Origin of the sequence: Halomonas sabkhae (assembly GCF_030409265.1) — a bacterium.
In the GTDB taxonomy this organism is placed as follows: Bacteria; Pseudomonadota; Gammaproteobacteria; order Pseudomonadales; family Halomonadaceae; genus Halomonas; species Halomonas halmophila.
In genome coordinates this window covers 221,601-246,144 of record NZ_JAUFPM010000023.1, presented here as the reverse complement: position 1 = coordinate 246,144, position 24,544 = coordinate 221,601, and the positions used below count along the sequence as shown (strand labels likewise).

Here is a 24,544-nt window from a genome sequence, read left to right as displayed (position 1 = left end):
CCAGGTTTGATTTCCTTGTACATGGTCGCGAGGGTATCTAAGGGAAAGCGTAAGTGATAGTGCAGAATTCATTGTGTGCTACTTACCATAGAATAGGCTCTCAGCTAGCGATTGAACTTCGGACATTAATTTTAGTTTTGGCGCGGAATTGGTCAGATGCTCGCGATGCTACATCTGCTCCAGAATCTTGCGCTTGGACACCTGGGTGCGATGCATTCGGGCCTACTACTGTGAAAGCATCAGGGCTGTTGAGTAAAAAAGTGATCAAATGCCTCGATGACTATCTTTGTTGTCATTTGATAGGCCAGTTTCCCCTCAAGGCTTGGGGTAAGTATGTGGAAAAAAGCCTTGTGTCTCTCCGGCTTGTTGATTAGCTACCAGCAGGCTTGGCATCAGGGTGAGTACCCACAAAACCTAGTCCCTGACCCAGTGTCGCAGCTTGCCCAGCATCAGGGCGCCATCACTCATTTCGGCCCGTTCGGCCAGCAGTTCCTTCAGGCGACCGGGGCGGTCGGTGATGATGCCGTCCACGCCCAGGTCGATCAGGCGTGCCATGCGTGCCGGGTCGTTGACCGTCCAGGCGTAGAGTCGGTAGTCATTGCGGCGGGCGCGCTTGACGTCCTGCAACGTGATGCGGTTATGACGCAGGGCCAGGGTGTCGAAGGGTTGCAGTGGCAGTGTGCCGCGCATCACCAGTTGTGCCAGCAGGGTGGTGCGAGCCTCGGGACGATGCCGTTGTACCTCATTCAGTAGATCATACGAGAGGGCGGCCAGGCTGACCGATTGCCAGGGATCGGCCGGGCCGCAGTCCTCGGGGGGCTCGTGTTGCCGGCAGTCCGCGCGCGCCTGGCGTTCGGCTTCCAGGGCTGCCTCCACACCGGCGATCAGTTCGCTTTCCCGGCCCCGCGAGGGCTTGAGTTCGATCATCAGGCGCGTCTGGCCGCGGGTGCGTTCCAGCGCCTCGGTGAGGGTAGCAATGGGTTCGCCGACGAAGGCGTCGCCGAACCAGCTGCCGACATCGACGCCGGCGAGCACGTCACTGCCCAGGTTGTCGATGCGTCGCGGGTCCCCGGCCAGGCGGCGGAGGGTCGCATCATGATGCAGCACGACCTGGCCGTCTCCGGTCAGACGGGCGTCCACTTCGATGCTGTCGGCTCCATCGCGCATCGCCAGCTCGATGGCGGCTAGGGTGTTCTCGGGTGCCTGGGCCGAACTGCCCCGGTGGGCGATGATTTCCACGTCTTCCTGTATCTCGAACCGGTTCAGAATCAGCCAGGCCTGACTCAGGGCAAAGACGACGACAGCGATCTCCACCGCCCAGGCCAGGCGCCCGGGGTGAGCCGGATGCCGAGCGTCATGTGTCGTTCGGGCTGGTCGTTCGGCCAGGCGCTGATAGACACAGGTGCCCAGCAGGGCGTTCAAGGCGATGCCCAGGAAGGTGACGGCCAGGGTGAGCAGTACATAGGCGCCGACATAGCCGAGCATGGCGGGCAGCAGAATCAGCTGTCGTTCCGGCAGCCGGGTGATCAGTGGTGTGAACAGCGCATCGAAGAGGCGAGTCGCCACGATCGGGGCCAGCACGATGATCGCCAGCAGCAACAGGATGGCGCCGGCGATATGGCGTCGCTGACCGTGCGTCAGGCGCACGCTGCGGCGAAGTGCCTGGCGGGGTGTCAGCTCCTCGAGGACCATTGCCGGGAGCGCCAGGTGCCAGCGCGCATAGAGGGTGCCGGCCAGCCAGCACCAGAGGACGACGAGCGGCAGGCTGCTGGCGGCAAACCACCACAGGGCGGGTGGTTTCACCTGCTGGATATAGTAGCTTTCCAGGTTGCCGAGGAAGTGCTGATAAAGGCCGACCACGGCCAGGACCACCGGCAGGAGCAGCAGCAGGTGACTGCCTACCTGGATGATCACCAGCCCGCTCAGGGCGGGCAGCCGGCGTGCACTGGTCACCAGCGTCTCGAAGGCCAGCCGATAATGATTGCCCCGGGGCCGGATGGCCACCAGGGTCATGCCGGCCTGTTGAAGATACAGCAGCAGGAAACTGACGCCGAGTGTCACCAGCAACCAGCCAAGGCCGGCGGGCGTGAGCAGGGCAGCGACAAGGTCGGCGTTGGAGATCAAGGGGTGGCCGACATGGCCGAGCAGCCAGGCCAGGGTCCAACCGGCCGCTGGAAGCAGCAGGCTGGATGCCAGGATGGTGTAGAAGAGGTGATAGGCGATCAGCGGGCGCAGATGCTGACGCAGGTTGCTCAGTACATCGGCGCCGAGCGACTTGATAGCGGTCATGGGCAGACAGATCGGGTGGTGATGAAATCAGCCTGACACTCTATCTGACATCCTCGCAAACGCGTCTTAGGAAACACTGCTTAAATGCCTGCGCATGCAAATCGCGGCGTTGTGCGGTGCGCGAAAGCTCGCCTAACTACCTGACATCCTCGCAAACGCGTTTCAGCCCAGCGAAAGCTGACGCTCGCTGATCACGACACCGTTGTTGTCGGCATACAACCACTGGCCGGGGGAGATGGTCACACCGCCGAAGGTGACGGGAGTATCGCGCTGACCTTCACCACGCTTCTCGCTCTTGCGCGGATGAGCGGCCAGCGCCTGGATGCCCAGTTCGGTCTCGGCCAGTTCGTCGACGTCGCGTACGCAGCCGTACATGATCACCCCGGCCCAGCCATTGCCGGCCGCCTTTTCGGCCAGCATGTCGCCGAGCATGGCACAGCGGGTGGAACCGCCGGCATCGACCACCAGGATGGCGCCTTCGCCGGGCTCGTCGATGGCCTGCTTGACCAGCGAATTGTCCTCGAAGCATTTGACGGTGCGCACCGGCCCGCCGAAGGCCTCAATGCCACCGACATTCAGCAGCATGGGGTCGAGCACGGCGACTTCGGGATATTCATCGCAGATATCGGGGGTGATGATGGTCGTCATGGTGGGCGACCTTCTCATGATGCGTGAAGCCCCGATGATGCCACAGCCGGCGACAAGGAAAATACTCCCTTGGTGGGTACAAAGGGGCAGGCCGGACATAAAAAAAGCGCCCCGTGGGGCGCTTCTGTCATCGGCTCCAGCCGCGCCGCCGGGGCGGCGCGACCTTCGATGTTGCGAGCATCGGAGTCGAGCGTACTGATTCCTCAGGCCTCCTGGGCCACCGGAATCACGTTGGAGGCGGCGTTCTGGAACTCCTCGATCTCGTGGAAGTTCATGTAACGGTAGATCTCGCCTGCCATGGCATCGAATTCTGCCATGTAACGACGGTACTCGTCGACACTTGGCAGACGACCCTCGACGGCGGAGACGGCGGCCAGCTCGGCCGAGGCCAGGAAAACATCGGCGCCGTCACCCAGACGGTTGGGGAAATTGCGCGTCGAGGTGGATACCACGGTGCTCTTGGCGGCGACGCGCGCCTGGTTACCCATGCACAGTGAGCAGCCGGGCATTTCCATGCGCGCGCCGGCGCGGCCATAGATGCCGTAGTAGCCTTCCTCGGTGAGCTGGTGCTGGTCCATCTTGGTCGGTGGCGCGAGCCACAGCTTGGTCTTCAGGCTGCCGGCGGGCTGCTTCTCGAGCAGCTTGCCGGCGGCGCGGAAGTGACCGATGTTGGTCATGCACGAGCCGATGAAGACCTCGTCGATGGAGCGGCCGGCGACATCGGAGAGCAGGCGGGCGTCGTCGGGGTCGTTGGGCGCGCAGAGCACCGGCTGGTCGAGCTGGTCGAGGTCGATCTCGATGACTTCGGCGTACTCGGCGTCCTTGTCGGCACGCATCAGGCTGGGGTTATCCAGCCATTCCTGCATGGCCAGGATACGGCGTTCGATGGTCCGCTTGTCGCCGTAGCCGTTGGCGATCATCCACTTGAGCAGGGTGACGTTGGACTTGAGGTATTCGCTGACGCTGTCCTCGGAGAGCGTGATGGTGCAACCGGCGGCGCTACGCTCGGCGGAGGCATCGGAAAGCTCGAAGGCCTGTTCGACGGTAAGATCCTCCAGGCCCTCGATTTCCAGGATGCGGCCGGAGAAGGCGTTCTTCTTGCCGGACTTCTCGACGGTCAGCAGGCCCTTCTGGATGGCGTAGTAGGGGATCGCATGGACCAGGTCACGCAGGGTGACGCCCTGCTGGCGCTTGCCCTTGAAGCGCACCAGCACGGATTCCGGCATGTCCAGCGGCATGACGCCGGTGGCGGCGGCGAAGGCCACCAGGCCGGAACCCGCCGGGAAGGAGATGCCCATCGGGAAGCGCGTGTGCGAATCGCCGCCGGTACCCACGGTGTCGGGCAGCAGCATGCGGTTGAGCCAGCTGTGGATGATGCCGTCGCCGGGGCGCAGCGAGACGCCGCCACGGTTCATGATGAAGTCGGGCAGGGTGTGGTGGGTTTCCACGTCCACCGGCTTGGGATAGGCGCTGGTGTGGCAGAAGGACTGCATCACCAGATCGGACTGGAAGCCCAGGCAGGCCAGGTCCTTGAGCTCGTCGCGGGTCATCGGACCGGTGGTGTCCTGGGAGCCGACGGTGGTCATCTTCGGCTCGCAGTACATGCCGGGGCGCACGCCTTCCATGCCGCAGGCCTTGCCGACCATCTTCTGGGCCAGGGTGAAGCCACTGTTGCTGTCCGCCGGCTGTTCCGGGCGACGGAAGACCTCGGACGGCTCGAGTCCCAGGTAGTCGCGTGCCTTGGCGGTCAGGCCGCGGCCGATGATCAGCGGAATGCGGCCGCCGGCACGCACCTCGTCGAGCAGCAGCTGTGTCTTGAGTTCGAAGGTGGTCAGGACTTCGTCGGTGCCGTGACGGCAGACCTTGCCTTCATACGGGTAGACGTCGATGACATCGCCCATCTCGAGCTTCTCGACATCCATTTCGACGGGCAGGGCGCCGGAATCTTCCATGGTATTGAAGAAGATGGGCGCGATCTTGCCGCCGAAGCAGAAGCCGCCGGCGCGCTTGTTGGGGACATTGGGGATGTCGTCGCCGAAGTACCAGAGCACGGAGTTGGTGGCCGACTTGCGCGAGGAACCGGTGCCGACCACATCACCCACGTAGGCGACCGGGAAGCCCTGGGCGCGGACGTCCTCGATCTGCTTGAGCGGGCCGATACTGCCGGGCTCGACCGGCTCGATGCCGTCACGCTCGTTCTTGAGCATGGCATTGGCGTGAAGCGGAATGTCGGGGCGCGACCAGGCATCCGGTGCCGGCGAGAGGTCGTCGGTGTTGGTCTCGCCGGGCACCTTGAAGACGCTCAGGGTGATCTTCTCGGCCAGTGCCGGCCGCGACAGGAACCATTCGGCCTCGGCCCAGGAACGGATGATGTCCTTGGCGACCTCATTGCCGGCCTTGGCGCGTTCTTCCACATCATGGAAGGCATCGAACATCAGCAGGGTGTGCTTGAGCTGTTCGCCGACTTCGCCGGCCAGTGCCGCGTCATCGAGCAGTTCGACCAGCGAGACGATGTTGTAGCCGCCCTGCATGGTGCCGAGCAGCTTGACGGCGTGGATCCTGTCGATCAGCGGGGACTCGGCCTCGCCCTTGGCGATGGCGGTGAGGAAGGCGGCCTTGACGTAGGCGGCTTCATCGACGCCGGGGGGAACGCGGTTGGTCAGCAGATCGAGGATGAGCTCTTCCTCGCCGGCCGGCGGGTTTTTCAGCAGTTCGACCAGGGCGGCCGTCTGCTCGGCATTCAGCGGCTTCGGCGGAACGCCGTCCCGGGCACGTTCCTCGACATGTTGGCGATAGGCTTCAAGCACGTGGTGGCCCTCATTGGTTATGGCGGCCGACGCTGTCGGTCTGGCGGGCAGCGGGCCCGACAGGGGCGGGTCGGCACTTGGACGTCGCAGTCATCGGTTGCAATATTCTAGAAGAAACTGTCGACAATGTTAAGAAGGCCCGTGATGGCGGGCTTTGAACTTTGGTCGGCGACACGCTGTTAATGGCCCGCACGGGGTGCCAGACGGACGTTATCGCGTTACCATAGCGACCCTATCGAGGGAGGGTCTGCGATGTCCGGGCGCGTGGTGTCACCCTGTGTCGGCGTCTGCTCGACAACGCTCGGCGACCGGGTGTGTCGTGGCTGCCAGCGAATCGATGACGAGATTCGTGACTGGCCGGCGCTCGAAGCCGACCAGCGCGGTGAACGCATGGCCGAGCTGGATGCCTTGCGGGCGAGCGTCGCGAGCCGCCATCTGCGAGTGGTGGACGCCGTGGCCTTGCAGGCACAGCTCGACCGCCATCGGATTCGCTATCGCGAGGACCAGCCGGCGCTGTCGCGTGCGGTCGAACTGTTGCGTGTCGGGCGTGGGCGTATTCGTGACCTGTCGCGCTACGGGCTGGAACCTCACGCGTGCCTGGACGCCGAGGCGCTTCACGAGCGCCTGGCGGAGGAGCTGTGCCAGTCCGCCGAAGCGCGTCGCCGACGTCTTGCCTCCATCATCTAGCCGATCTGGGGCCGGGTGCGGCCAACCATCAGACGCTAGCGGAACCCGTTTTGACCGGAATTGCCATGACTGCCACACATGACCCCAGACTGCCCGGGGAAATACTCGACTTCCTGGCCTGCCCGACGCCTGCCGCCTGGGTCGACTGGGCACTGGAGAACCCCGAGACCCTGCTGATCGACCATGCGCAGTGCGAAAAGAAGGCGGCTTCGACGGCCATGAGCCTGCTGTATCGTTATGTCGACGACAGCGAGCTGTTGACCAAGATGGCGCGTCTGGCTCGTGAAGAATTGTTGCACTTCGAGCAGGTGGTCAAGCTGATGGAAGGGCGGGGCATTGCCTACCGGCCCATCGGGGCGGCCCGCTACGCCGAGGGTATGCGTCGCCATGTGCGCAGCCAGGAGCCGCAGCGGCTGGTGGATGTGCTGATCGTCGGCGCGATCATCGAAGCGCGCAGTTGCGAGCGCTTCGCGCGATTGATCCCACACCTGGATGATGAGCTTGCAAAGTTCTATCGCGGTCTGGTTAAGTCGGAAGGCCGACATTACGAGGATTACCTGATGCTCGCCAGACGGCTTGGCGAAGAGTCGATCGATGACAGGGTCGCCTTCTTCATTGCCCGGGAGGCGGAGTTGATCACCACACCAGACACCGAATTTCGTTTTCACAGCGGGGTGCCGGCCTGACGCCGGCTTCTGCCGCCCAGCAGGATAGTGCCATCATGCGGGATGCTTCCGAAGACGTCGTTCGTGAAGAGCAGGACAGCCTGGCTCTTTTCGGACATTTCTCGCTGACCCTCGGCGATGATGCCCTGACGCATTTCAGTTATGACAAGGTCAAGGCATTGCTGGTGTATCTGCTGTTGCACGATCAGCCGGTCAATCGTGCCTGCCTGGCCGAACTGCTGTGGCCCGATCAGGGCCTGTCCTCGGGGCGTACCAATCTGCGCCATGCGTTGCATTGCCTGCGCCAGGCCATGGGCGAGCAGGCCGATCAGGTATTGATCGTGTCCCGCCAGACCATCGCCTTCCGGCTGCCCGAGCACTGGACCTTCGATCTCCACGAACTGCAGACGTTGCTGGATGGCCCGCCCAGCGTCGAGACCCTGGAAGAAGTCCTGTCACATTATCAGGGTGACCTGGTCGAGGAACTGCAGTTGCCCAACTGCTCCGAATTCCTGCGCTGGCTGGTGCAGGTGCGCAATGAATGGCGCCAGCGCGTGATCCGCTTTGCCGAGGCCGTGCTCGACCAGAGCGAGCCGCTCCCCGATCAGCTTCTCGAGGCCCTGGTCAGCCGTTTCTCGGGTTACGGCCCCTTCCACGAAAAACTCGTGCGCCAGCTGGCCGAGCATGGTCAGCAGGCCGCGGCCCACGAGCAGTACAATGCCTATCTGCAACAGCTGGCCCTGAGTGGTCAGCAACCCGATCCGAGCTTTCTGCAGCTGGCGCGCTACTGGTCGGATGGTTCGTCCGAGCCGGCGGCGACCGGTCCGAGTGGTGCCTTCTCGCGGACCATTGCCGACAACACGGCACCGATCCGCGAAGACGAGGTCGAGCAGCGCCAGCTGTCGGTCATGGCCATTCGCCTGAACATCGATGCCGACCTGTCGTCGCGCAGCGAAGCTCGCGACTTCCTGGCCCTGCAGATCGAACTGATGCGCTGGCTGGAGCAGCAGTGCCATCACCTGGGCGGTTTCTGGCTGCCCGGCGCCACCGGCGGCCTCGGCCTGGCCTGTTTTGGTACCCATGGCCCGGCGCATCAGCTGGCCGAGCTGGTGGCCCTGTACGAACATTGCCGCCATGCCTTGCCGGAGGAGTGCCAGCGGCACTGGAGCGGCGAAGGTCAGCCGCCGCTGTTCGAGTTTGCCGCCGGCCTCAACAGTGGTCGGGTGGTCTACCTGCCGGAGCGTCATCTGGTCGATCCGCTGGGCCAGGTGACACAGGTGGCGGTGGCATTGATGAATGCCGCCGAGGGCAGCGAGCTGGTGATCTCTCAGGAAGCCAGTCAGCACATGCCGCCGGCCCTGGATCTTCAGCCGCGCCTGACGTCGCGCCTGGTCGCCAATGATGGCCGGGTGCGCCTGCGTGCCCTGGTGCTGGGCGACAACGAGGGTGGACGTGAAGCCACGCCGCCCAGCCTGGTGGGGCGCGAGACAGCATTGCGGACCCTGCGTGATGCCCTGACCCGCGCCGGCATCGGCCTGCGTCAGAGCGTGCTGGTGCGTGGGCCCTCGGGACTCGGCAAGTCGGCGCTGCTGGTGGGCTTCCGTCAGCTCGATCAGAGTCGCGAGGCGTTGATCTGCTGGCAACCCACGACGCGTTTGTCCGTCCAGGAGCCGTATGGCGTGGCTCGCCAGCTGGTGCGCTGGCATCTGGAGAGCGATATCAGTTGCGCGGACTTCGATGAGCGCCTGGTCGAGCTGATGCCGGACAATCTGTCCGATGAGCGTCGGTTGTTGCTCAAGGAAGCCCTGGGGGTCTGCGAGCCGCGCGAGGGGGCGGCCCTGATCAAGAGCGGCGAGGCCGTCGAGCTGGTGGTGGCCCTGCTGACGCGCCTGATCGCGGCGCTGACCGAATCGCGTACCCTGGTGCTGATGGTCGATGACCTGCAGTGGCTGGACGAACCGTCGTTCAAGGTGCTGGCCGCGCTGCAGGCGCGCCTGCCGATCAACTGTCCCTTCATGCTGGTGGCCAGCCACCACGGGCGCGAGGCCCTGCCCACCCGACTCGACTGGGATCAGCAGGTGACCCTGGGGCGCCTCGACGAGACCCAGTCATCCCGGCTGCTGACGCAGCTGGCCAAGCGCTATCGACTGCATCTCAGCCCCAGGCTGCGCAGTCAGATCATCGAGCGCTGCGATGGCGTACCGCTGTACCTGCAGGAGATCTGCCGCCGCGTCGACATGGATCGTCGCGAGGGTCGCACGACCCAGCTCGACGAGCTGCCGCGTGGCCTGCTGGGGCTGCTGGCCAGCCGCATCGACCAGTTGGACACCGACCGCGAGGTGGCGCATGTGGCGGCGGTGCTGGGGCGTCAATTCCGCCTCGATCTGCTGGCCGAGTGCAGCGGCTGGGACATGACGCGTCTCAAGTCGGCCATCGAGCAGATGATTCGCCTGGAGATCATCGAGCCGGTGGACAACGACAGCGAGGGGCGTGAATACCAGTTCACCCACCAGCTGCTGCAGGAAGCGGCCTATCTGTCGTGCCCGCGGGATATCCGGGTCGATCTGCATCGTCAGGTGGTGGGCTTGATCGAGGAGCACTTCCCGGTCTGGATCAGCCGCCATCCGGGGGATTTCGCCACCCATCTACGCCGCAGTGGCCACTACGCCCGGGGCGCTCGCTATTTCGAGCTGGCCGCTCGCGAGGCCCTCAAGGTCAGCGCCAATCGCACGGCGCTGCGCATGGCCGACTTCGGCCTGGCGAGCCTGCGTCACGTGGAGGACCAGGTCGAGCGCGAGATCAGTCTGCATACCGTGCGCGGTCAGGCCGCCTTTGCCCTGGAAGGGCACGGTTCGCCGACCGCGCACGAGAGTTTCGTGCGTGCCCGCGAGCTGCTGAATAGCTGCGACGAGCTGCCCGAGGACAACGAGGATCTCGAGCAGGTCTTCCTGGTCAAGTGGGGGCTCTGGGTCGGCTGCAGTCAGCGCAATGCGCATGCCGATGCCTTCATGCTGGCATCGCGGCTGGCCGATGTGGCGGCGCGCCTCGAGGACCCTCGCTACCGTCGCCTGGCGGATTTCGCCCGTGCCAGCTGCGAGTACTGGGCCGGGCGTATCGAGCAGGCCTATGAGCATCTGGAGGAGATCGATCCGCTCAATTCGCCGATGATGATCGAGTGGTTGCCGTTCTCCGATCATCCACAGGTGGCGGCTTCCTGCTTCCAGGGCTGGGCGCTGTGTCTGCGCGGCGATTATAAGCGTGCCGAGCGCCAGGCCGAGGCGGCGATTCGCCTGGCCGAGCATTTCAATCATCCCGGCAGTCTGGCCATGGCCTTGATGTATGCCGCGGCCCTGTATCGCCAGCTGGGCCATGTGCACCTGGCGTCGAGCCGCGCCGAGCGGGCTTACCGGATCACCGGCTCGTCGGATCTGCATCTGTGGCAGATTTCGGCGCGCAGCGTGCTCGGCTGGCAGCGTGCCATGGCCGGCGACCGGGAGGGTCTGGCGGTGCTCGAGGGCACCCTGCAGGAGCTCACCGACCTGACCGGCCGTGACCCGCATCAACGCCCGGCGCTGTGGTTCGTCGATGCCTGCGTCTCCATGAACGAACTGGAGCGTGCCGAGGATTATCTCGACCAGTCCCTGCTGGTGGCTCGCGAGCGTTCGACGCTGTTCATTCCGGAGCTGTCCATCCAGCTGGCTCGGGTCCGGCATCACCTCGGGCGTCCGGCCGAGGTCGTGCGCGGCCTGGCCGAGCAGGCCCTGCAGCAGGCGCGCGATGATGGCAACCTGCACCAGGAGCTCTGCGGACTCGAACTGTGGCTGACCCTGGTCGACCCGGAGGACAGCGAGGCCCGGGAAGCCTTCCGGCGTCTGCTGGGTGACGTCAGTCACAGTGATGCCCCGGTGCTGGTGCGCTGGCGCAACCTGCTGGACAAGCGACTGCCGCATCTGGCGGATGTCTAGGGACTGGCGGTGAGTGACGAGCGGCGAGAAACGAGCCGCGAGTTGCGGGCGCTGCGGGATGCGAGTGGCGAGGAACGAGAAGCGAGCCGCGAGTGGCGATTAGTATGCAAAGGTGCCGGTCCCGGCCCTGGAGTTCGGCTTCCAGCCGCTCGCAGCTCGGCTCTCGAAGCTCGAGACAAGCTGTTGGCGCCAACCTGGGTATGTGGCAGCTAGTGTGGGGGCCGGTCGCCTACGAGCCTCAACGGTGGGAGGATACGTCAATGGCAAGGCGCGATCAGGATCAAGAGGCGCGCTCCTCCGCTGATACGGGGTGCCGTGCGGGCTGTGGCGCCTGCTGCATTGCGCCGTCGATCAGCTCGCCGATTCCGGGCATGCCCGACGGCAAGCCGCAGGGCGTACGCTGCGTGCAGCTCGACGCCGACAACCTGTGCAGGTTGTTCGGCGACCCCCGCCGCCCCGAGGTGTGCCGGGCCTTCGACTATGACCCTGAACTCTGCGGCGAGAATCGCGACCAGGCCCTGGCGCGTATCGCCGCCCTGGAAGTGAGTACCTGAATTTCGAGCAGCCGAGCTGCGAGCGACGAGCGGCTGGCAGTCGAGTTACAGGGCCAGGAGTAGCATTCGCGTTTACTGCTCGCCGCCCGTGCCCTGCAGCCTACTATCATGCGGTCGTCGCTCGTTGCTCGCCTCTCGTTTCTCGACCCCGCAGCCGAATACCCAGCTCTAGCAACTCGCGGTTCGTGTCTCGACCCCGCAGTCTGCTACCAAGCGCTCGTTTCTCGCGGCTCGTTTCTCGCCGCTCGTGTCTCGTTTCTCGCCCCTCGTTTCTCGCCGCTCGTTTCTCGCCTCTCGAGCCTCGTTACTCGCCGCTTCGAGCTTCGGCGATAGCCCCCTTGTCGATGCCTTCGAAGGCCTGAACCCGGGTCCGCTGTCCGCTCTCCCGGGCGATTTGCGACGCCAGCCAGGCGGCGATGTTTTCTACCGTGGTGGCATGGGGCATGACCACGCAGCGTTCACGGGGCAGGTTGACCACGAAGCGGCCCTGGTCGGCGCGGTAGCTGGCGATCAGCCGCCCCATGAAGGAGGCCTCCAGGCCTTCCGCGACATCGGCTTCGTCGACCAGATAACAGTCCGCCAGGCGCTGCGCCCAGTCGGCCTCGAGGCTCGGCACGCGCTGACCGTTCTGCCAGATGCGCAGCCGCGAACGATGTCCATGGGTGATGCGCTGGCAGTTGCCGTCGTGACGCCTGAGGCCATGGCTGTAGGTGTAGTGGGCACCCTCGATGGCTTCATCGGCAAGTGTCAGGCGCACACCCTCGACGTTGGTCGGCGGCTGGCGCATCAGCATCTGCTCGAGATGCTCGGCTAGCCGCGCCAGGCTGATCGTCGGCCAGGGCAGCAGGCTGAAGGCCTGGCGAGGACCGCGGACCTCCATGGCATAGGGCGTCTCGGTGCGAATGCGCAGACCTTCCGGGCAGGGCTGAACGTTCACCCCGGGCGCCTCGGTGGGCACCAGCAGGGTGTGATCGAGGCTCTGGTCGAGGCGTGACTTGATCCACGGCTTGACCCGGCCGAAGTCGAATAACATGCCGTCGTCGCCGAGCTCGCCGTCGAGTTCGGCATCGACCTGCCAGCTGGTGCCGATCAGGCCTCGCGTCGGGCACCACATGGAGGTGTCCAGTTGTGTCAGGCGGTTGACGAAGAGTGTCATCAGTCGATCCCTGCGATCTTGTGGGTCTGCAACGAGAGCCGCCAGCGCGGGTTGGCCAGGCAGTAGGCCACGGTGCTGGCCATGGTGTCGCCGCTGTGTTCCATGCTGGCCAGCGGTGCGCTATCCATTGGCTGCAGATAGAAGTGCCGGAAGTCCATGCCGGTGAAGCGCTCGGGCGGTGCCTCGGCCTGGGGGTAGACCAGCTTGAGTTCATCGCCCCGGGTCTGGACCAGCGGGTTGCGGCCCTTGGGGCTGACGCACAGCCAGTCGATGCCGGCCGGGGCTGCCAGGGTGCCGTTGGTTTCCACGGCGACATCGAAGCCGCGCTCGTGCATGGCGGCGATCAGGGCATCATCCAGCTGCAGCAGCGGCTCGCCACCGGTGAAGATCACCTGGGGATGAGCGCCATCCGGGCCGCCCGGCCAGAGTGACTCGAGATGGGCGCCGAGGGCGTCGGCATCACCAAAGCGACCGCCGTTCTGACCGTCGGTGCCGCGGATGTCGGTGTCGCAGAAGTGACAGGCAGCCGTGGCACGATCGGCCTCGCGCCCCGACCAGAGGTTGCAGCCGGCGAAACGGCAGAAGACGCTGGCGCGGCCGGCCTGACCGCCTTCGCCCTGCAGGGAGTAGAAGGCTTCCTTGACGCTATACATCCTCGCGGCCCTCGCTCGACCCGGCTGACTCAGCGGTGGCGGCATAGGCCAGCGGGTCGCTGGCCCGGTTGGCGGCAAAGGCCGCCAGTCGCTCGCGACAGCTGCCACAGCGCCCGCAGGCGAGCTCGGCGCCTTCGTAGCAGGTCCAGGTGGCGGCGTAATCGAGTCCCATGGCGAGGCCATCGGCAAGGATCTCGGCCTTGCTGCTGTGCAGGTAGGGCGTGTGAATGGTCACCGGCTCGAAGTTGGCGATGCCGGCCACGGCGTTCATGGCCTCGACGAAGGCCGGGCGGCAGTCCGGATAGAGGACATGGTCACCGCCGTGGGCGCCGTAGTCGACCCGGCCGGCGCCGATGTTGACGGCCTTGGCGATGGCCATGGAGAGCAGCATCATGTTGCGGTTGGGCACCACGGTGGCCGTCAGGTTGTCGGCGTCGTAGTCCCCGTCGGGCATGCTGCGGTCGCTGTCGGTGAGAGCCGAGTTGTCGATCAGGGAATGGATGGCACGGATGTCGATGACCTGGTGAGGCACCTCGAGCGCGGCGCAGACACGCCGGGCAACCTCGATTTCGCGGCTGTGACGCTGACCGTAGTCGAAGGAGAGGGCGTGTACCTCGAGACCTTCACGCAGCGCACGGTGCAATACGGTATAGGAGTCCATGCCGCCGGAGTAGATGACCACGGTGGCACTGGAAGAGGAAGACTGGGACATTTCGGGCCTGCAAGTCGGAGAATTTGATGGCCGGGTTCCGGTCCGGCGGGCGCATAGTCTACGTTGCCGAGGGCAGGGGCGCCAAGTTCGGCAGGTCGGCAGGGAGGGCGCCGGCCATGGCGGGCGATGTTTCGTGGTTCGGGTGCCACGCACGGGCTGATATACTGGCGCTGCAGTCAGCCGCCGCCGACAGCGTCCGACGTTGCCGCTGTATCACATGCCTTCATGGGGTCATCATGTCCACGATCGAACACAGCGCCACTCTCCATGCGCCTCCCGAGCGGGTATTCGCCCTGCTGGAGCGGGTCGAGGACTTTGTCGACTACTCCGACCTGATCGAGGCCATCGAGCCGTTGGGTGACGCGCATTACCGCTGGCACGTCAGGGCGGTGGGCATGGACTGGACCTTCGACGTGGTCATCACCGAGTCGGTGGCGCCCTCGGTGCTGGCCTGGGAGTCCGTGGATGGTGTTCACAATACCGGGCGTTACCAGCTGACCCGGGTGCCGGAAGGCACGCAGGTCGCGCTGTGCGTGGAGTACGAGATCAAGAACCGCTTCGTCGAGAAGGCCGTGCGGCGGGCGGCCACTCCCCTGGTCAATCGCGTCAGCCAGCAGATCCTAGACCGCGTCGCCGCGCGTCTCCACGCGGGGGAGTGAACCCCGCGTCAGCCGGTCTTGCGCAGCGAGGCATCCAGGTGATCGACCACCTCGGCCCAGTCCGCGTCGGCTTCCAGCGCCTCGCGCAGCAGCTCCGACTGCCCCTCGTTCCAGCAGGGCGCATCGGGCAGGGCGACGTCCTCGGGAATCGGCGCGTGATGGTCGATGAAGCGCTTGATGGAGTCGGGATCCGACGCCAGGCCGAGCTGATCGAAGAGTTCGCTGAAGGGATGGTCATAGGCTTCCATGACAGGCTCCTCGTAATGCGTGTCGATGAGTGAAGACTAGACGCTGATGGTGTTGTTTGCTTACGAGCTACGAGCTACGAGCTACGAGCTACGAGCTGCGGGCTACGAGCTATGAGTTTCGAGCTGCGGGCTTCGAGCTGCGGGCTTCGAGCTGCGGGGTACGAGCTATGAGCTGTGGGGTACGAGCTGCGAGCTGAGAGCAGTTGGTTGCGGGCTTTGGCGTGTGAGCTTACTGCCATCGGCGCGGTGAAAAACACCCAGCTCGCGTCCCGCTTCCAACCGCTCGTGGCTCGTGGCTCGCACCTCGCCGCTGCTCTTTGCTTCCAGCTTACATCTCGACCAGCGGTGCGCTGCGTTCGCCGACCAAAGGGGTCAGGAATCGTCGGCGTCGTTCGGCGTCGTCCAGCGGTTGGGCGAGCAGGTGAACCAGCTTGGTCACGGCGGCTTCCGGGGTCATGTCATCGCCGGACATCACGCCGGCGTCCACCAGCCCCTGGCCGGCGGCGTAGTGGCCCAGGCTGATGCCACCCTGAGGGCACTGACTGATCGCCGCGAGCAGCTTGCCTTCCCCGGAGGCCTGGGCGAGGACGCCCAGAATGGCCGGGTCTTCCGGTACGTTGCCGCCGCCCCAGACTTCCAGCAGGGCTCCCTGGACGCGCTCGTCGAGCAGCCAGGCTTCCAGCTGCCAGGCGCTGATGCCGGGCCAGAGTGCGATCCGGGGCACGCCGCCGGCACTCAGGCTGCCATAGTCCGGCAGCTCGAAACGCGGTGCGCCACGCTGATGGTCGGTCAAGCCGCGTCCGGAGTAGATGACGGCCTGGTTGTCGATGAAGGCGCCCAGAGGCGGGTGGTTGGGGCTGGTGAAGGCGTCCGCCTGCTGGGTCTGCCACTTGCGGCTGCGCACGCCGCGCAGCAATTGACCGTTGAAGCAGAGCGCGACTTCCGCGAGATCGGGCCGGATGGCAAAGTGCATGGCTGCCTCGATATTGCCCAGGGCGTCGCTGCCTTCACGCTCCAGCGGGGCCATGGCACCGCTGATGATGACCGGGCAGTGGATGCCCTGAAGCTGGTAGGCGAGGCTGGAGGCCGTCCAGGCCAGGGTGTCGGTGCCATGCAGGATGAGCACGCCCTGATACGCCGAATAGTGAGCGGCGATGAGGTGACCGAGGCGTTGCCAGTCGGCCGGTGTGGCGGCGCTGGAGTCGATCGCCGGCTCGGTCTGCATCCATGTGAAGTCGGGCAGGGCGTCACGCCTGTCGGCTGGCAGTGCCTGCAGTGTCCGACGCAGGCGGCCCTCGAAGTCCGGGCCCGGCACCAGGCCCGATTCGCTTTCCACCATGCCGAGCGTGCCGCCCGTGTAGATGACCAGCAGTGAGGGAGTGGTGGCTGACATCGCGGCTCCTTGAGGTCTCGTCGCGGCGCTCAGTGGTAGATGCGCGTGAACAGGCGGCCCTGTTCATCGGTTTCCAGACGGCGTTGGCGCCCGGCGAGCACGGCGAAGCCGGCGGCCAGGGCGGCGATAGCGAGCAATACCAGATTGATGGTCATCAGGCTCAGGTCATACTCCCGCATCAGACCAACGGCCAGCGGCCCCAGGGCTGCCAGGCTATAGCCGCCGCCCTGGGCCAGTCCGGAGAGCCGGCCGGCCAGGCGCGAGTCGGCGGTGCGCAGCACGATCAGTGTCAGCGCCATGCTGAAGCTGCCGCCCTGGCCGAGCCCCAGCAGCGTCACGCCGGCCCAGCGCCATTCGATGGGGCCCACTAGTAGCACACTCAAGCCGGTCGCGACCATCGACAGCATCAGCAGCAGTGCCGGGCGCTGATCACGCCCCAGCCGTGCCAGCCAGGGGGCTGCCAGCGCCGATACCAGCTGGACCATCACCGAGGCGGCCATCATCCAGCCGGCCCGGGCATCGTCATAGCCACGTTCGATGAGCAGGCTGGGCAGCCAGCCGAAGACGATATAGGCCAGCGAGGACTGCAGTCCCATCAGGATCATGACCTGCCAGGCCAGTGGCTGACGCAGCAGCGCCCGGATGCTGCCGCCGCTGGCGTGCTGGATCGCGGGGCTGGATGGCTGCGGCATCAGGGCCAGCCAGGCGACCAGGGCCGTGATCGCCAGTGCCGACCAGGCCACCAGGGCCAGCGGCCAGCTGTGCAGGGCATCGGCCAGGGGGATGCTGAGGCCGGCGCCCAGCGCGCCGCCGAGACACAACGCCATGGTGTAGACGCCGGTCATCAGATCCGCGGCAGCGGGGAGTTCACGCTTGACCAGGGCGGGCAGCAGACTGCCGGCCACGCCGATGCCGGCGCCGACCAGGAAGGTTCCGGTGAACAGCCAGACGGGGCTGGCCAGCCCGCGCAATCCCAGTCCCGTGGCCAGGACCAGCAGAGCCAGGGACAGGCTGCGTTCGGCGCCCAGCCGACGAGCCAGCCAGGGGGCCAGGGGGGCAAAGAGCCCCAGGCAGAGCACGGGCAGGGTTGTCAGTGCGCCGATACCGCCCACGCTGATGTCGGTCTGGGCTTCGATGCGCGGCAGTACGGGGGCCAGTGACGACAAGGCCGGCCTCAGGTTGAGGCCGACCAGTATCATCAGCAGCATGAACAGCGCCGGGTGGGCGGTCTGACGGGAGCCGGACATGTGAGCCTATTTCATGTGCTGGCCGAGATCGCCGCGTGCCGAATCCAGCAGTGTGATGAACTGCATGTCCTCGCCGCCATTGACGCGGTCGACCCTTGCCATGCTGGCCATGCCCTGGTCGACCTTGAGGTGTTCGAAGATTTCCAGGGTGACCTTTTCCGCCGGCTGGTCGCCCGGATTCAGTCGGCCATCCTGCAGGGTGAAGGTGGTCAGCAGGGTGGCACGCACGCGGGTGGTACCGCCTTCGGCGAGCACGCGACGAACGAACAGCCAGCCTTCGCAGGCGAGTGCCTGGCCTTCGACGTTGCGCAGGAAGAGGGTGCGATAGCAGGCGCCCTCGCTGGCCGCCTTCTCGGCCATGCTGCGATAGGCCTCGGTCATGCGGGTGGCCGACACGCGGGACTTGTCCAGCTCGCGCACGGCGGCACTGTGTTCGCGTTCGAGTTGAGCCTGGCGCTGGAAGGTCAGCCAGCGATTGTAATCACGGAGCAGATTCTGGGTGTCCATGGCGTTCCTTGCTTGCCGTTCGAGTGGGCCCGCGCAATCGCGCGGTGCCCTGGGTGCATGGTGCCAGGCCGTCGCCTGGCGTGGTGCCCGGAGGTAGTGCCTGGCGTTACCGGCGGCGTCTCCGGGCGTGTCGGCTGTGTCAGTATCAAGCCTGTTGACGTTTCTGACCACCGCGGCGACTCCGCTTGCGGCCCGGGGCCTCACGGTTGCCGGCATCACCGTCGCCCGTGCCCTTGGCATTGGCGGGCTTGCCGCCGCTGGACTTGCCGCCACCGGGGCCACCGCGCCCACGGCCACGACCGCCGCGGCCATTCTCGATGGGCTCCGGCTTGGCATTGGGGTCCGGCTCGAAGCCGGGCTCGACATGCTTGACCAGATCACGCTTGATGAGACGCTCGATGTTCTTCAGCAGACCGTGTTCGTCGACGCAGACCAGCGACACGGCCTGGCCTTCATTGCCGGCACGGCCGGTGCGGCCGATGCGATGGACATAGTCTTCGGCGACATTGGGCAGCTCGAAGTTGACCACATGGGGCAGTTCGTCGATGTCCAGACCGCGGGCGGCGATGTCGGTGGCCACCAGGACCTGCAGATCGCCGGCCTTGAAGGCGGTCAGCGCCTTGGTGCGCGCCGACTGGCTCTTGTTGCCGTGGATGGCCATGGCCGGGATGTCGCGCTTGCCCAGGTGTTCGGCCAGCCGGTTGGCGCCATGCTTGGTGCGGGTGAAGACCAGCACCTGGAACCAGCGCTGGGAGTGAATCAGGTGGGCGAGCAGGTCGCGTTTCTGCTCGCGGTCGACGCGGTACACGGCCTGGTCGACGGTTTCGGCGGTCGTGTTGCGGCGCGCCACCTCGATCAGAGTCGGGTTGTCGAGCAGCTGGTTGGCCAGGGTCTGGATCTCGTTGGAGAAAGTGGCCGAGAACAGCAGGTTCTGGCGCTTGACCGGCAGCAGCTTGAGCACCTTGCGGATATCGTGGATGAAGCCCATGTCGAGCATGCGGTCGGCTTCATCGAGGACCAGGATCTCGACGCCGGACAGGTCCACATGACCCTGCTGTTGCAGGTCGAGCAGCCGGCCCGGTGTAGCCACCAGGATGTCGAGCCCCTGGCGGATGGCATCCACCTGGGGTTGTTGGCCCACGCCGCCGAAGATGACGTGGGAGCTGAGCGACAGGTTCTGGCCATAGTCGCGCACGCTCTCGCCCACCTGAGCGGCGAGCTCGCGGGTCGGGGTCAGTACCAGGGCGCGCACGCCGCGCTTGGCGGGGCGCTTGCCGCCGGCCAGACGCTGCAGCATCGGCAGGGTGAAGCCGGCGGTCTTGCCGGTGCCGGTCTGGGCGCTGGCCAGCAGGTCCTGGCCGTCGAGCACGGCCGGAATGGCCTGGCGCTGGATGGGGGTCGCTTCGGTATAGCCTTGTGCCTCGATGGCATTCAGCAGTTCAGGCCTCAGGCCTAGGTCGGAAAAACTCATGCAGTCTCCGCAGCAACGTCGCGATCCGTGCCGGTTGCTGTAGGCAGCCGGCCAGTCCCGGATCGAGACGCAGGAATAGGGTCAGACGCGGCAGGAGGGACCAGCGATGCCGCGAAGGGCGCTATTATGGCATATCCCTGGCCTCAGCGCAGCTGCCGGATGCGGTCGGCGAGCTGTTCGGCGAGGCTGTCCAGGTCGGCGCCGAGGGCCTTGACCAGCGCCGGGTAGCCGTCGGCCTGCAGCGGGGTGGTCTGGCGGAAGGGCGTCAGGGCGAGCAGCTCGCCGCTGGCGTCGCGCAGCTGCCAGCGTCCTTCGGCGATGGCCTGGCCATCATGATGGCCCTGGAAACGGGTCATCTCGATGCGCAGGGCGACCGGCGTGTCCTGGCGGCGCGTCTCGTCGTCCAGCAATACGCGTGTATCCGGCAGCCGGGCGGCCAGTCGATCGCGCAGGCCGCGTTCCAGTTGCCGGCCCAGCGGTTCGGCCCATTGGTGGCTCTGGGCGGCGCGCACGGTCAGCTCGTCGACCTGGAAGACGATGCCTTCGACGTCCAGGTAACTGGCCAGGCGAATCGGGCGAATCACCAGCTGGTGTTCGGCCGAGGCGTCGATATCCTGCTGGGCGACGGCGGCATCGGGGAGGGTGTACTGGTTGACCGGCGCCTGGCTGGTGGCACAGCCGCTCAGGGCCAGTGCCGCCAGCGTGGCGGTCAAGAGGGTTGCGAGGCCGCGTGGCTTCATGGCTGGCTCCTTGTGCCGGGGGCGCGCGGAATCGGATCTTCGCCGTCCTGGGTGTCGAGCAGCAGCGCGCGCGGGTCTTGACTGATCTTGCGCGCCGCGGGCTGGAGGTCGCGCATCAGGCGCTCCACCTGATCCAGGGTGTCGGTCAGCTCGCGGTAGGCCGGCGAGTCGGCGGACAGCCCCTGCAGCGTGGTCTGCAGGTCCTCGAGGGTGGCATTCAGGTTGCCCGGCAGGTCGCGAACGTCCTGATCGTTGACCAGTGCGTCGAGGCTCTCGGACAACTCGCGGACTTCCTTGAGCATGGTATTGGATGTCGCCAGGTTATTATCGAGGCTTGCCAGGATCGGCTCGATTTCCAGGCCGTTGAGCTTGTCGAGCAGCGCGGTGACCTGTGACTGGATCTGGGCCAGGCCGGTGGAGGTCGTCGGGAAGACGTCACGCTGGGCGAAGGTCTCGGCGGTATGTTCTCCGGCGCGCTGTTCGTCGAAGGTCAGGTCGACGAAAAGAGCGCCAGTGAGCAGGCTGCCGCTCTTCAGCGAGGCGCGCAGGCCACGGTCGAAGAGGCGGGTGAAACGCGCCTTCCATTCCTCCAGGTCGAGTTCCTGGCTGTCGATGCCGAGGCGTTGCGGCTCGATGCGGATCAGCACCGGGATGGCCAGGCGGTCGCGGCCGTCCGGCTGCGGGGCGGTGAAGTTCCAGGGCACGCTGGCCACGGTGCCGATACGCACGCCGCGGAATTCGACGGGAGCGCCCTTGGACAGGCCGCGCACGGTGTTCTCGATCAGCAGGACATACTCCAGGTATTCATCGAAGGTTCCCTGGCGCGCGCTCTTCTCATCGGGGTGCAGAGTGAAGGTAGTGTCCGCCGAGACGGGGTCTCCCTGGGGCAGGTCGTCGGGCACGCCGAAGGTCACCCCGCCGCCGAGCAGGGCTTCGACGGATTCCACCTGAAGGTTGACGCCCTGGGAGTCGAGGCTGAAGTCGATGCCGCTGGTCGACCAGAAACGGGTGTTGCGCGTGATCAGCCTGTGGTACGGACTCTCGATGAACACCCGGTGCTGCATTTCCTGATCTTCGATGTCGAAATCGGCCTTTTCGACACGGCCCACGGGGAAGCCCTGGAAGGTGATGGGATCGCCGACGCTCAGGGCATTGCCCACCTGGCTGACCAGGTTGATGCGCAGGCCTTCGGCGCCGGGGGCCGCAACCGGGGGCTGTTCGCGAACTTCGAAGGAGCGTGCCTCTTCCTCGCTGCGCCCCGGTTCGAGTTGCAGATAAGCGCCGGAGAGCACGGTATTGAGGCCACTGATGCCTTCACGGCCGATGCGCGGCTTGACCACCCAGAAACTGCTGTCCTCGACCAGCATGGGCTCTGCCTGGGTCTTCATGCGTGCCTTCATGACGACATGCGAGCGGTCGTCCGACAGTGACACGGACTCGATCTGACCGACCTCGACATTGCGCGACTTGATCAGGGTGCTGCCGGCCTCGATGCCATCGGCGCTGTCCATGGTCAGGGTGATCATGGGGCCCTGGCTGGCGTAGTTGTCGTAGATCAGCCAGGCACCGATCAACAGTGCCACGATGGGCACGATCCAGATCGGCGACAGCGGGGCCTGACGGGAGGTCCGGGCCCGGTGATCGTTGTCGTCCCGATCATTGTCGGCAGGAGTATCATTCATCGAAGGCGTCCTCGTTTCCTTTTCGGTTCGGCAGGCTCATCCCAGATCAGCCGTGGGTCGAAGCTCATGGCGGCCAGCATGGTGATCACGACCACGGCGCCGAAGGCGAGGGCCGCGGGTCCCGGGGTAATGGACATCAGGTTGCCGGCACGGATCAGGGCCACCAGGATGGCGACCACGAAGATATCGACCATCGACCAGCGACCGATGAACTCGGTCAGCCGATACAGTCGCGTCCTTGCCAGGGCATTCATGCGATGCGCTCTCGGGGCAACCAGACACAGCCACGCCAGGGCAATCAGCTTGCCCAGCGGGACGATCACGCTGGCCACCAGAATGACCAGGGCCACGGGCCAGGATCCCATCTCGATCAGTTTGACGACGCCACCGATGATGGTCGAGGGATCGGGCCGCCCGAAGCTGGTGGTGGTCATGATCGGATAGACATTGGCGGGTATGTACAACACCGCCGCGGCGGCGATCAAGGCCCAGGTGCGTTGCAGGCTCAGGGGGCGACGGTGGTGCAGGGGCTCGCCGCAACGCTGGCAGCGCCCCTTGCCGCGGGCGTCCAGGCGGTTGACCAGCCCGCAGGTGTGACAGCCGGTCAGGCCCTGGGGCGCGGCGGTCTGACCGGTGCGACTGCCGTCGGGGGCCGAGGGCTCGCCGGCCAGGGCAAACCACAGCCAGTCGCGATCCACGGACTGACTGGTGGCCACCAGCAGGATCACGAAGACACCGAAGGCCCAGAAGCCGGAGCCGAGATCGACCTGTGCCAGTCCGGCGATCTTGATCAGGCTGACCAGAGTGCCGACCAGAAAGACATCGGCCATCATCCAGGGCTCGAGATGCGCCAGCGAGCGGGCGATGACCCGACTCAGGGGCAGGGGCCTGCCGGTCAGGAGTCCGATCTGCAACAGGATGACGCCGCACAGGTAGAGAGCGGGCAGCACCAGGATGGTCAGCAGAACGGCGATGGCGACCACGGGTTCATGGTAGCCGATGAGTTGCGTGGCCGACTGGGTCAGCTCGATGTGGTTGCTGACGCCCTTGACGGTAAAGCCGAGGAAGGGGTAACTGATGGCCAGCAACAGGGTGACCAGCGAGGCCACGGCCAGGGCCATGCTGCGCTGCGCCGGGTAGCGGTGACGACGTACCTCGGCGTGACCGCAGCGCGGGCAGGTGGCCTGCTCGCCGGAGCGCAGCGGCGGCAGGGCCATGACCCAGTCGCACTGGTGGCAGGCCCGCAGACGCCGCCGTGAGTGACGCGACTCCGGTGGAGACTGGTCGACAAGCGGCGCTGATCCGGGCAGCGGAATCGGCGGGGGAATCGGCCTTGGCACTAGCGCGTCACTCTCATGATGGCTGGCATGGTCAAACAAGTGGTTGCTGTAAAGCGTCAGTGCCAAGTGTGTCACGTTGACGCCGACGGAACCATAGTCAAACATACAGGCCCGAATGTGACTGGAGATACCATGATGCTTCCCGTACTGGCGGTGCTAGCGGGTCTTGTGCTGTTGATGTGGAGTGCCGAGCGTTTCGTCGATGGTGCGGCCGCCACTTCTGCCCATCTGGGGCTTTCGCCCCTGTTGATCGGCATGCTGGTGATCGGCTTCGGGACCTCGGCACCGGAGCTGGTGGTGTCGGTCATTGCGGCCTACCAGGGCAATCCTGGGCTGGCGCTGGGCAACGCCTATGGCTCCAATATTGCCAACATCGGCCTGATTCTCGGGCTGGTGGCGCTGATCTCGCCACTGGCGGTGCATTCGAGCATGGTGCGTCGCGAGCTGCCCATTCTGGGCAGCGTAACCCTGCTGTCGGCGCTGCTGTTGCTGGGCGGCGTGGTGAGCCGTCTCGAGGGCGGGTTGCTGCTGTTGATCCTGGCGGCCTTCATGGCCTTCTCGATTCGGCAGGGGGCGAAGACGACGTCCGATGCGCTGTCCACTGACACCGAGGAGAGCCTCGCCCAGCACTCGATGACGCTGCGCGCCGGGCTGATGTGGACGGCTCTGGGGCTGGTGCTGCTGGTAGTGAGCTCGCGCCTGCTGGTGTGGGGCGCGGTTTCGATTGCCCAGAGTTTCGGCGTCAGCGACCTGATCATCGGCCTGACGGTGGTGGCGGTGGGCACGTCGCTGCCCGAGCTGGCCTCGTCGATCAGTGCCCTGCGGCGCCGCGAACATGACCTGGTGTTGGGCAATGTGGTGGGTTCCAACCTGTTCAATACCCTGGGTGTCGTGGGGCTGGCGGCGCTGATCGCACCCATCGAGGTGGCCTCCGAGGTGCTGTTGCGCGACTGGAGCCTGATGATGGCCATGACCCTTCTCATGAGTGTCTTCGCCCTCGGCTGGCGGGGGCGCGCCGGGCGCATCAATCGGCTCGAGGGCGGTGCCCTGATGGCCATGTATCTGGTCTATACCGGCTTCATGATCAATCTGGTGGTGCAGGGCGGCTGATCACTCGAGAC

General features: G+C 65.6%; 20 protein-coding genes. 6 read left to right on the top strand and 14 right to left on the bottom strand.

The window, feature by feature from the left end:
- Positions 1-414: 414 nt before the first annotated feature.
- The 3 genes from QWY79_RS14950 to acnB form a co-directional block, all read right to left on the bottom strand.
- A complete protein-coding gene (locus tag QWY79_RS14950) occupies positions 415-2,289 on the bottom strand; it encodes a glycerophosphodiester phosphodiesterase family protein (protein ID WP_290274493.1) in 1,875 nt (624 codons plus the stop codon).
- 162 nt (positions 2,290-2,451) lie between these two features.
- The gene (rraA, locus tag QWY79_RS14945) at positions 2,452-2,937 is read right to left on the bottom strand and encodes a ribonuclease E activity regulator RraA (protein WP_290274491.1); all 486 of its coding nucleotides are present in this window, start codon (positions 2,935-2,937) and stop codon (positions 2,452-2,454) included.
- 203 nt (positions 2,938-3,140) lie between these two features.
- The gene (gene acnB / locus QWY79_RS14940) at positions 3,141-5,744 is read right to left on the bottom strand and encodes a bifunctional aconitate hydratase 2/2-methylisocitrate dehydratase (RefSeq protein ID WP_290274489.1); all 2,604 of its coding nucleotides are present in this window, start codon (positions 5,742-5,744) and stop codon (positions 3,141-3,143) included.
- A gap of 252 nt (positions 5,745-5,996) precedes the next feature.
- Here acnB and QWY79_RS14935 point away from each other — a divergent pair, with 252 nt between their 5' ends.
- The 4 genes from QWY79_RS14935 to QWY79_RS14920 all read left to right on the top strand — a co-directional run bounded on the left by QWY79_RS14935 (position 5,997) and on the right by QWY79_RS14920 (position 11,615).
- Entirely contained in the window at positions 5,997-6,431 is a 435-nt protein-coding gene (locus QWY79_RS14935) for a DUF1289 domain-containing protein (protein WP_290274487.1), read from the top strand.
- A gap of 65 nt (positions 6,432-6,496) precedes the next feature.
- Positions 6,497-7,117 carry a MiaE family protein gene (locus tag QWY79_RS14930; protein WP_290274485.1) on the top strand — a complete coding sequence of 207 codons (621 nt, stop codon included), beginning with the start codon at positions 6,497-6,499 and terminating at the stop codon, positions 7,115-7,117.
- 35 nt (positions 7,118-7,152) lie between these two features.
- Complete coding sequence (locus QWY79_RS14925) at positions 7,153-11,061, top strand: ATP-binding protein (RefSeq protein WP_290274482.1); 3,909 nt, start codon at positions 7,153-7,155, stop codon at positions 11,059-11,061.
- Between the two features lie 260 nt (positions 11,062-11,321).
- The gene (locus QWY79_RS14920; RefSeq protein WP_290274479.1) at positions 11,322-11,615 is read left to right on the top strand and encodes a YkgJ family cysteine cluster protein; all 294 of its coding nucleotides are present in this window, start codon (positions 11,322-11,324) and stop codon (positions 11,613-11,615) included.
- A 304-nt stretch (positions 11,616-11,919) separates the two neighbouring features.
- Here QWY79_RS14920 and QWY79_RS14915 read toward each other — a convergent pair whose 3' ends face one another.
- From QWY79_RS14915 to queC, 3 genes are read right to left on the bottom strand one after another with little or no spacing between them, the layout of a single operon-like run.
- Positions 11,920-12,771, bottom strand: a complete 852-nt coding sequence (locus tag QWY79_RS14915) for a 6-carboxytetrahydropterin synthase (protein ID WP_290274477.1) — start codon at positions 12,769-12,771, stop codon at positions 11,920-11,922.
- Positions 12,771-13,424 (bottom strand): 7-carboxy-7-deazaguanine synthase, encoded by a 654-nt coding sequence (gene queE / locus QWY79_RS14910; RefSeq protein ID WP_290274474.1) that lies wholly within the window; start codon positions 13,422-13,424, stop codon positions 12,771-12,773. The genes QWY79_RS14915 and queE overlap by 1 nt, the downstream gene beginning before the upstream one ends.
- On the bottom strand, positions 13,417-14,136 hold the full coding sequence (queC, locus tag QWY79_RS14905) for a 7-cyano-7-deazaguanine synthase QueC (protein ID WP_290274472.1): 720 nt from the start codon (positions 14,134-14,136) through the stop codon (positions 13,417-13,419). Before queC ends, queE begins: the two co-directional genes overlap by 8 nt.
- 236 nt (positions 14,137-14,372) lie before the next feature.
- Between queC and QWY79_RS14900 the strand changes: the two genes are divergently transcribed.
- Positions 14,373-14,795 (top strand): SRPBCC family protein, encoded by a 423-nt coding sequence (locus QWY79_RS14900; RefSeq protein WP_290274470.1) that lies wholly within the window; start codon positions 14,373-14,375, stop codon positions 14,793-14,795.
- An 8-nt stretch (positions 14,796-14,803) separates the two neighbouring features.
- Here QWY79_RS14900 and QWY79_RS14895 read toward each other — a convergent pair whose 3' ends face one another.
- From QWY79_RS14895 to QWY79_RS14860, 8 genes are all read right to left on the bottom strand, one after another.
- Complete coding sequence (locus tag QWY79_RS14895) at positions 14,804-15,043, bottom strand: DUF2789 domain-containing protein (RefSeq protein WP_290274468.1); 240 nt, start codon at positions 15,041-15,043, stop codon at positions 14,804-14,806.
- Positions 15,044-15,371: 328 nt separating this feature from the next.
- Positions 15,372-16,436, bottom strand: a complete 1,065-nt coding sequence (locus QWY79_RS14890) for an asparaginase (RefSeq protein WP_290274466.1) — start codon at positions 16,434-16,436, stop codon at positions 15,372-15,374.
- A gap of 29 nt (positions 16,437-16,465) precedes the next feature.
- On the bottom strand, positions 16,466-17,683 hold the full coding sequence (locus QWY79_RS14885) for an MFS transporter (protein ID WP_290274463.1): 1,218 nt from the start codon (positions 17,681-17,683) through the stop codon (positions 16,466-16,468).
- 6 nt (positions 17,684-17,689) lie between these two features.
- Positions 17,690-18,190, bottom strand: coding sequence for a hypothetical protein (locus QWY79_RS14880; protein WP_290274460.1), 501 nt, complete (start codon positions 18,188-18,190; stop codon positions 17,690-17,692).
- A 145-nt stretch (positions 18,191-18,335) separates the two neighbouring features.
- Complete coding sequence (locus QWY79_RS14875) at positions 18,336-19,661, bottom strand: DEAD/DEAH box helicase (RefSeq protein WP_290274458.1); 1,326 nt, start codon at positions 19,659-19,661, stop codon at positions 18,336-18,338.
- Between the two features lie 143 nt (positions 19,662-19,804).
- Complete coding sequence (locus tag QWY79_RS14870; protein ID WP_290274456.1) at positions 19,805-20,401, bottom strand: PqiC family protein; 597 nt, start codon at positions 20,399-20,401, stop codon at positions 19,805-19,807.
- The gene (gene pqiB / locus QWY79_RS14865) at positions 20,398-22,083 is read right to left on the bottom strand and encodes an intermembrane transport protein PqiB (protein WP_290274453.1); all 1,686 of its coding nucleotides are present in this window, start codon (positions 22,081-22,083) and stop codon (positions 20,398-20,400) included. Before pqiB ends, QWY79_RS14870 begins: the two co-directional genes overlap by 4 nt.
- Positions 22,080-23,411, bottom strand: coding sequence for a paraquat-inducible protein A (locus QWY79_RS14860; RefSeq protein WP_290274777.1), 1,332 nt, complete (start codon positions 23,409-23,411; stop codon positions 22,080-22,082). The genes pqiB and QWY79_RS14860 overlap by 4 nt, the downstream gene beginning before the upstream one ends.
- Positions 23,412-23,555: 144 nt before the next feature.
- Between QWY79_RS14860 and QWY79_RS14855 the strand changes: the two genes are divergently transcribed.
- Entirely contained in the window at positions 23,556-24,533 is a 978-nt protein-coding gene (locus QWY79_RS14855; RefSeq protein WP_290274450.1) for a calcium/sodium antiporter, read from the top strand.
- Positions 24,534-24,544 lie beyond the last annotated feature (11 nt).

What these genes read in the sequence shown, in the direction of transcription:
- QWY79_RS14855 (WP_290274450.1), top strand. Translation starts at nt 23,556, where the DNA reads ATGATGCTTCCCGTACTGGCGGTGCTAGCGGGTCTTGTGCTGTTGATG.
- pqiB (WP_290274453.1), bottom strand. Translation starts at nt 22,083, where the DNA reads ATGAATGATACTCCTGCCGACAATGATCGGGACGACAACGATCACCGG.
- QWY79_RS14895 (WP_290274468.1), bottom strand. Translation starts at nt 15,043, where the DNA reads ATGGAAGCCTATGACCATCCCTTCAGCGAACTCTTCGATCAGCTCGGC.
- queE (WP_290274474.1), bottom strand. Translation starts at nt 13,424, where the DNA reads ATGTATAGCGTCAAGGAAGCCTTCTACTCCCTGCAGGGCGAAGGCGGT.
- rraA (WP_290274491.1), bottom strand. Translation starts at nt 2,937, where the DNA reads ATGACGACCATCATCACCCCCGATATCTGCGATGAATATCCCGAAGTC.
- QWY79_RS14930 (WP_290274485.1), top strand. Translation starts at nt 6,497, where the DNA reads ATGACTGCCACACATGACCCCAGACTGCCCGGGGAAATACTCGACTTC.
- QWY79_RS14935 (WP_290274487.1), top strand. Translation starts at nt 5,997, where the DNA reads ATGTCCGGGCGCGTGGTGTCACCCTGTGTCGGCGTCTGCTCGACAACG.
- QWY79_RS14890 (WP_290274466.1), bottom strand. Translation starts at nt 16,436, where the DNA reads ATGTCAGCCACCACTCCCTCACTGCTGGTCATCTACACGGGCGGCACG.
- QWY79_RS14875 (WP_290274458.1), bottom strand. Translation starts at nt 19,661, where the DNA reads ATGAGTTTTTCCGACCTAGGCCTGAGGCCTGAACTGCTGAATGCCATC.
- queC (WP_290274472.1), bottom strand. Translation starts at nt 14,136, where the DNA reads ATGTCCCAGTCTTCCTCTTCCAGTGCCACCGTGGTCATCTACTCCGGC.
- QWY79_RS14915 (WP_290274477.1), bottom strand. Translation starts at nt 12,771, where the DNA reads ATGACACTCTTCGTCAACCGCCTGACACAACTGGACACCTCCATGTGG.
- QWY79_RS14925 (WP_290274482.1), top strand. Translation starts at nt 7,153, where the DNA reads ATGCGGGATGCTTCCGAAGACGTCGTTCGTGAAGAGCAGGACAGCCTG.
- QWY79_RS14950 (WP_290274493.1), bottom strand. Translation starts at nt 2,289, where the DNA reads ATGACCGCTATCAAGTCGCTCGGCGCCGATGTACTGAGCAACCTGCGT.
- QWY79_RS14880 (WP_290274460.1), bottom strand. Translation starts at nt 18,190, where the DNA reads ATGGACACCCAGAATCTGCTCCGTGATTACAATCGCTGGCTGACCTTC.
- QWY79_RS14870 (WP_290274456.1), bottom strand. Translation starts at nt 20,401, where the DNA reads ATGAAGCCACGCGGCCTCGCAACCCTCTTGACCGCCACGCTGGCGGCA.
- QWY79_RS14885 (WP_290274463.1), bottom strand. Translation starts at nt 17,683, where the DNA reads ATGTCCGGCTCCCGTCAGACCGCCCACCCGGCGCTGTTCATGCTGCTG.
- QWY79_RS14920 (WP_290274479.1), top strand. Translation starts at nt 11,322, where the DNA reads ATGGCAAGGCGCGATCAGGATCAAGAGGCGCGCTCCTCCGCTGATACG.
- QWY79_RS14900 (WP_290274470.1), top strand. Translation starts at nt 14,373, where the DNA reads ATGTCCACGATCGAACACAGCGCCACTCTCCATGCGCCTCCCGAGCGG.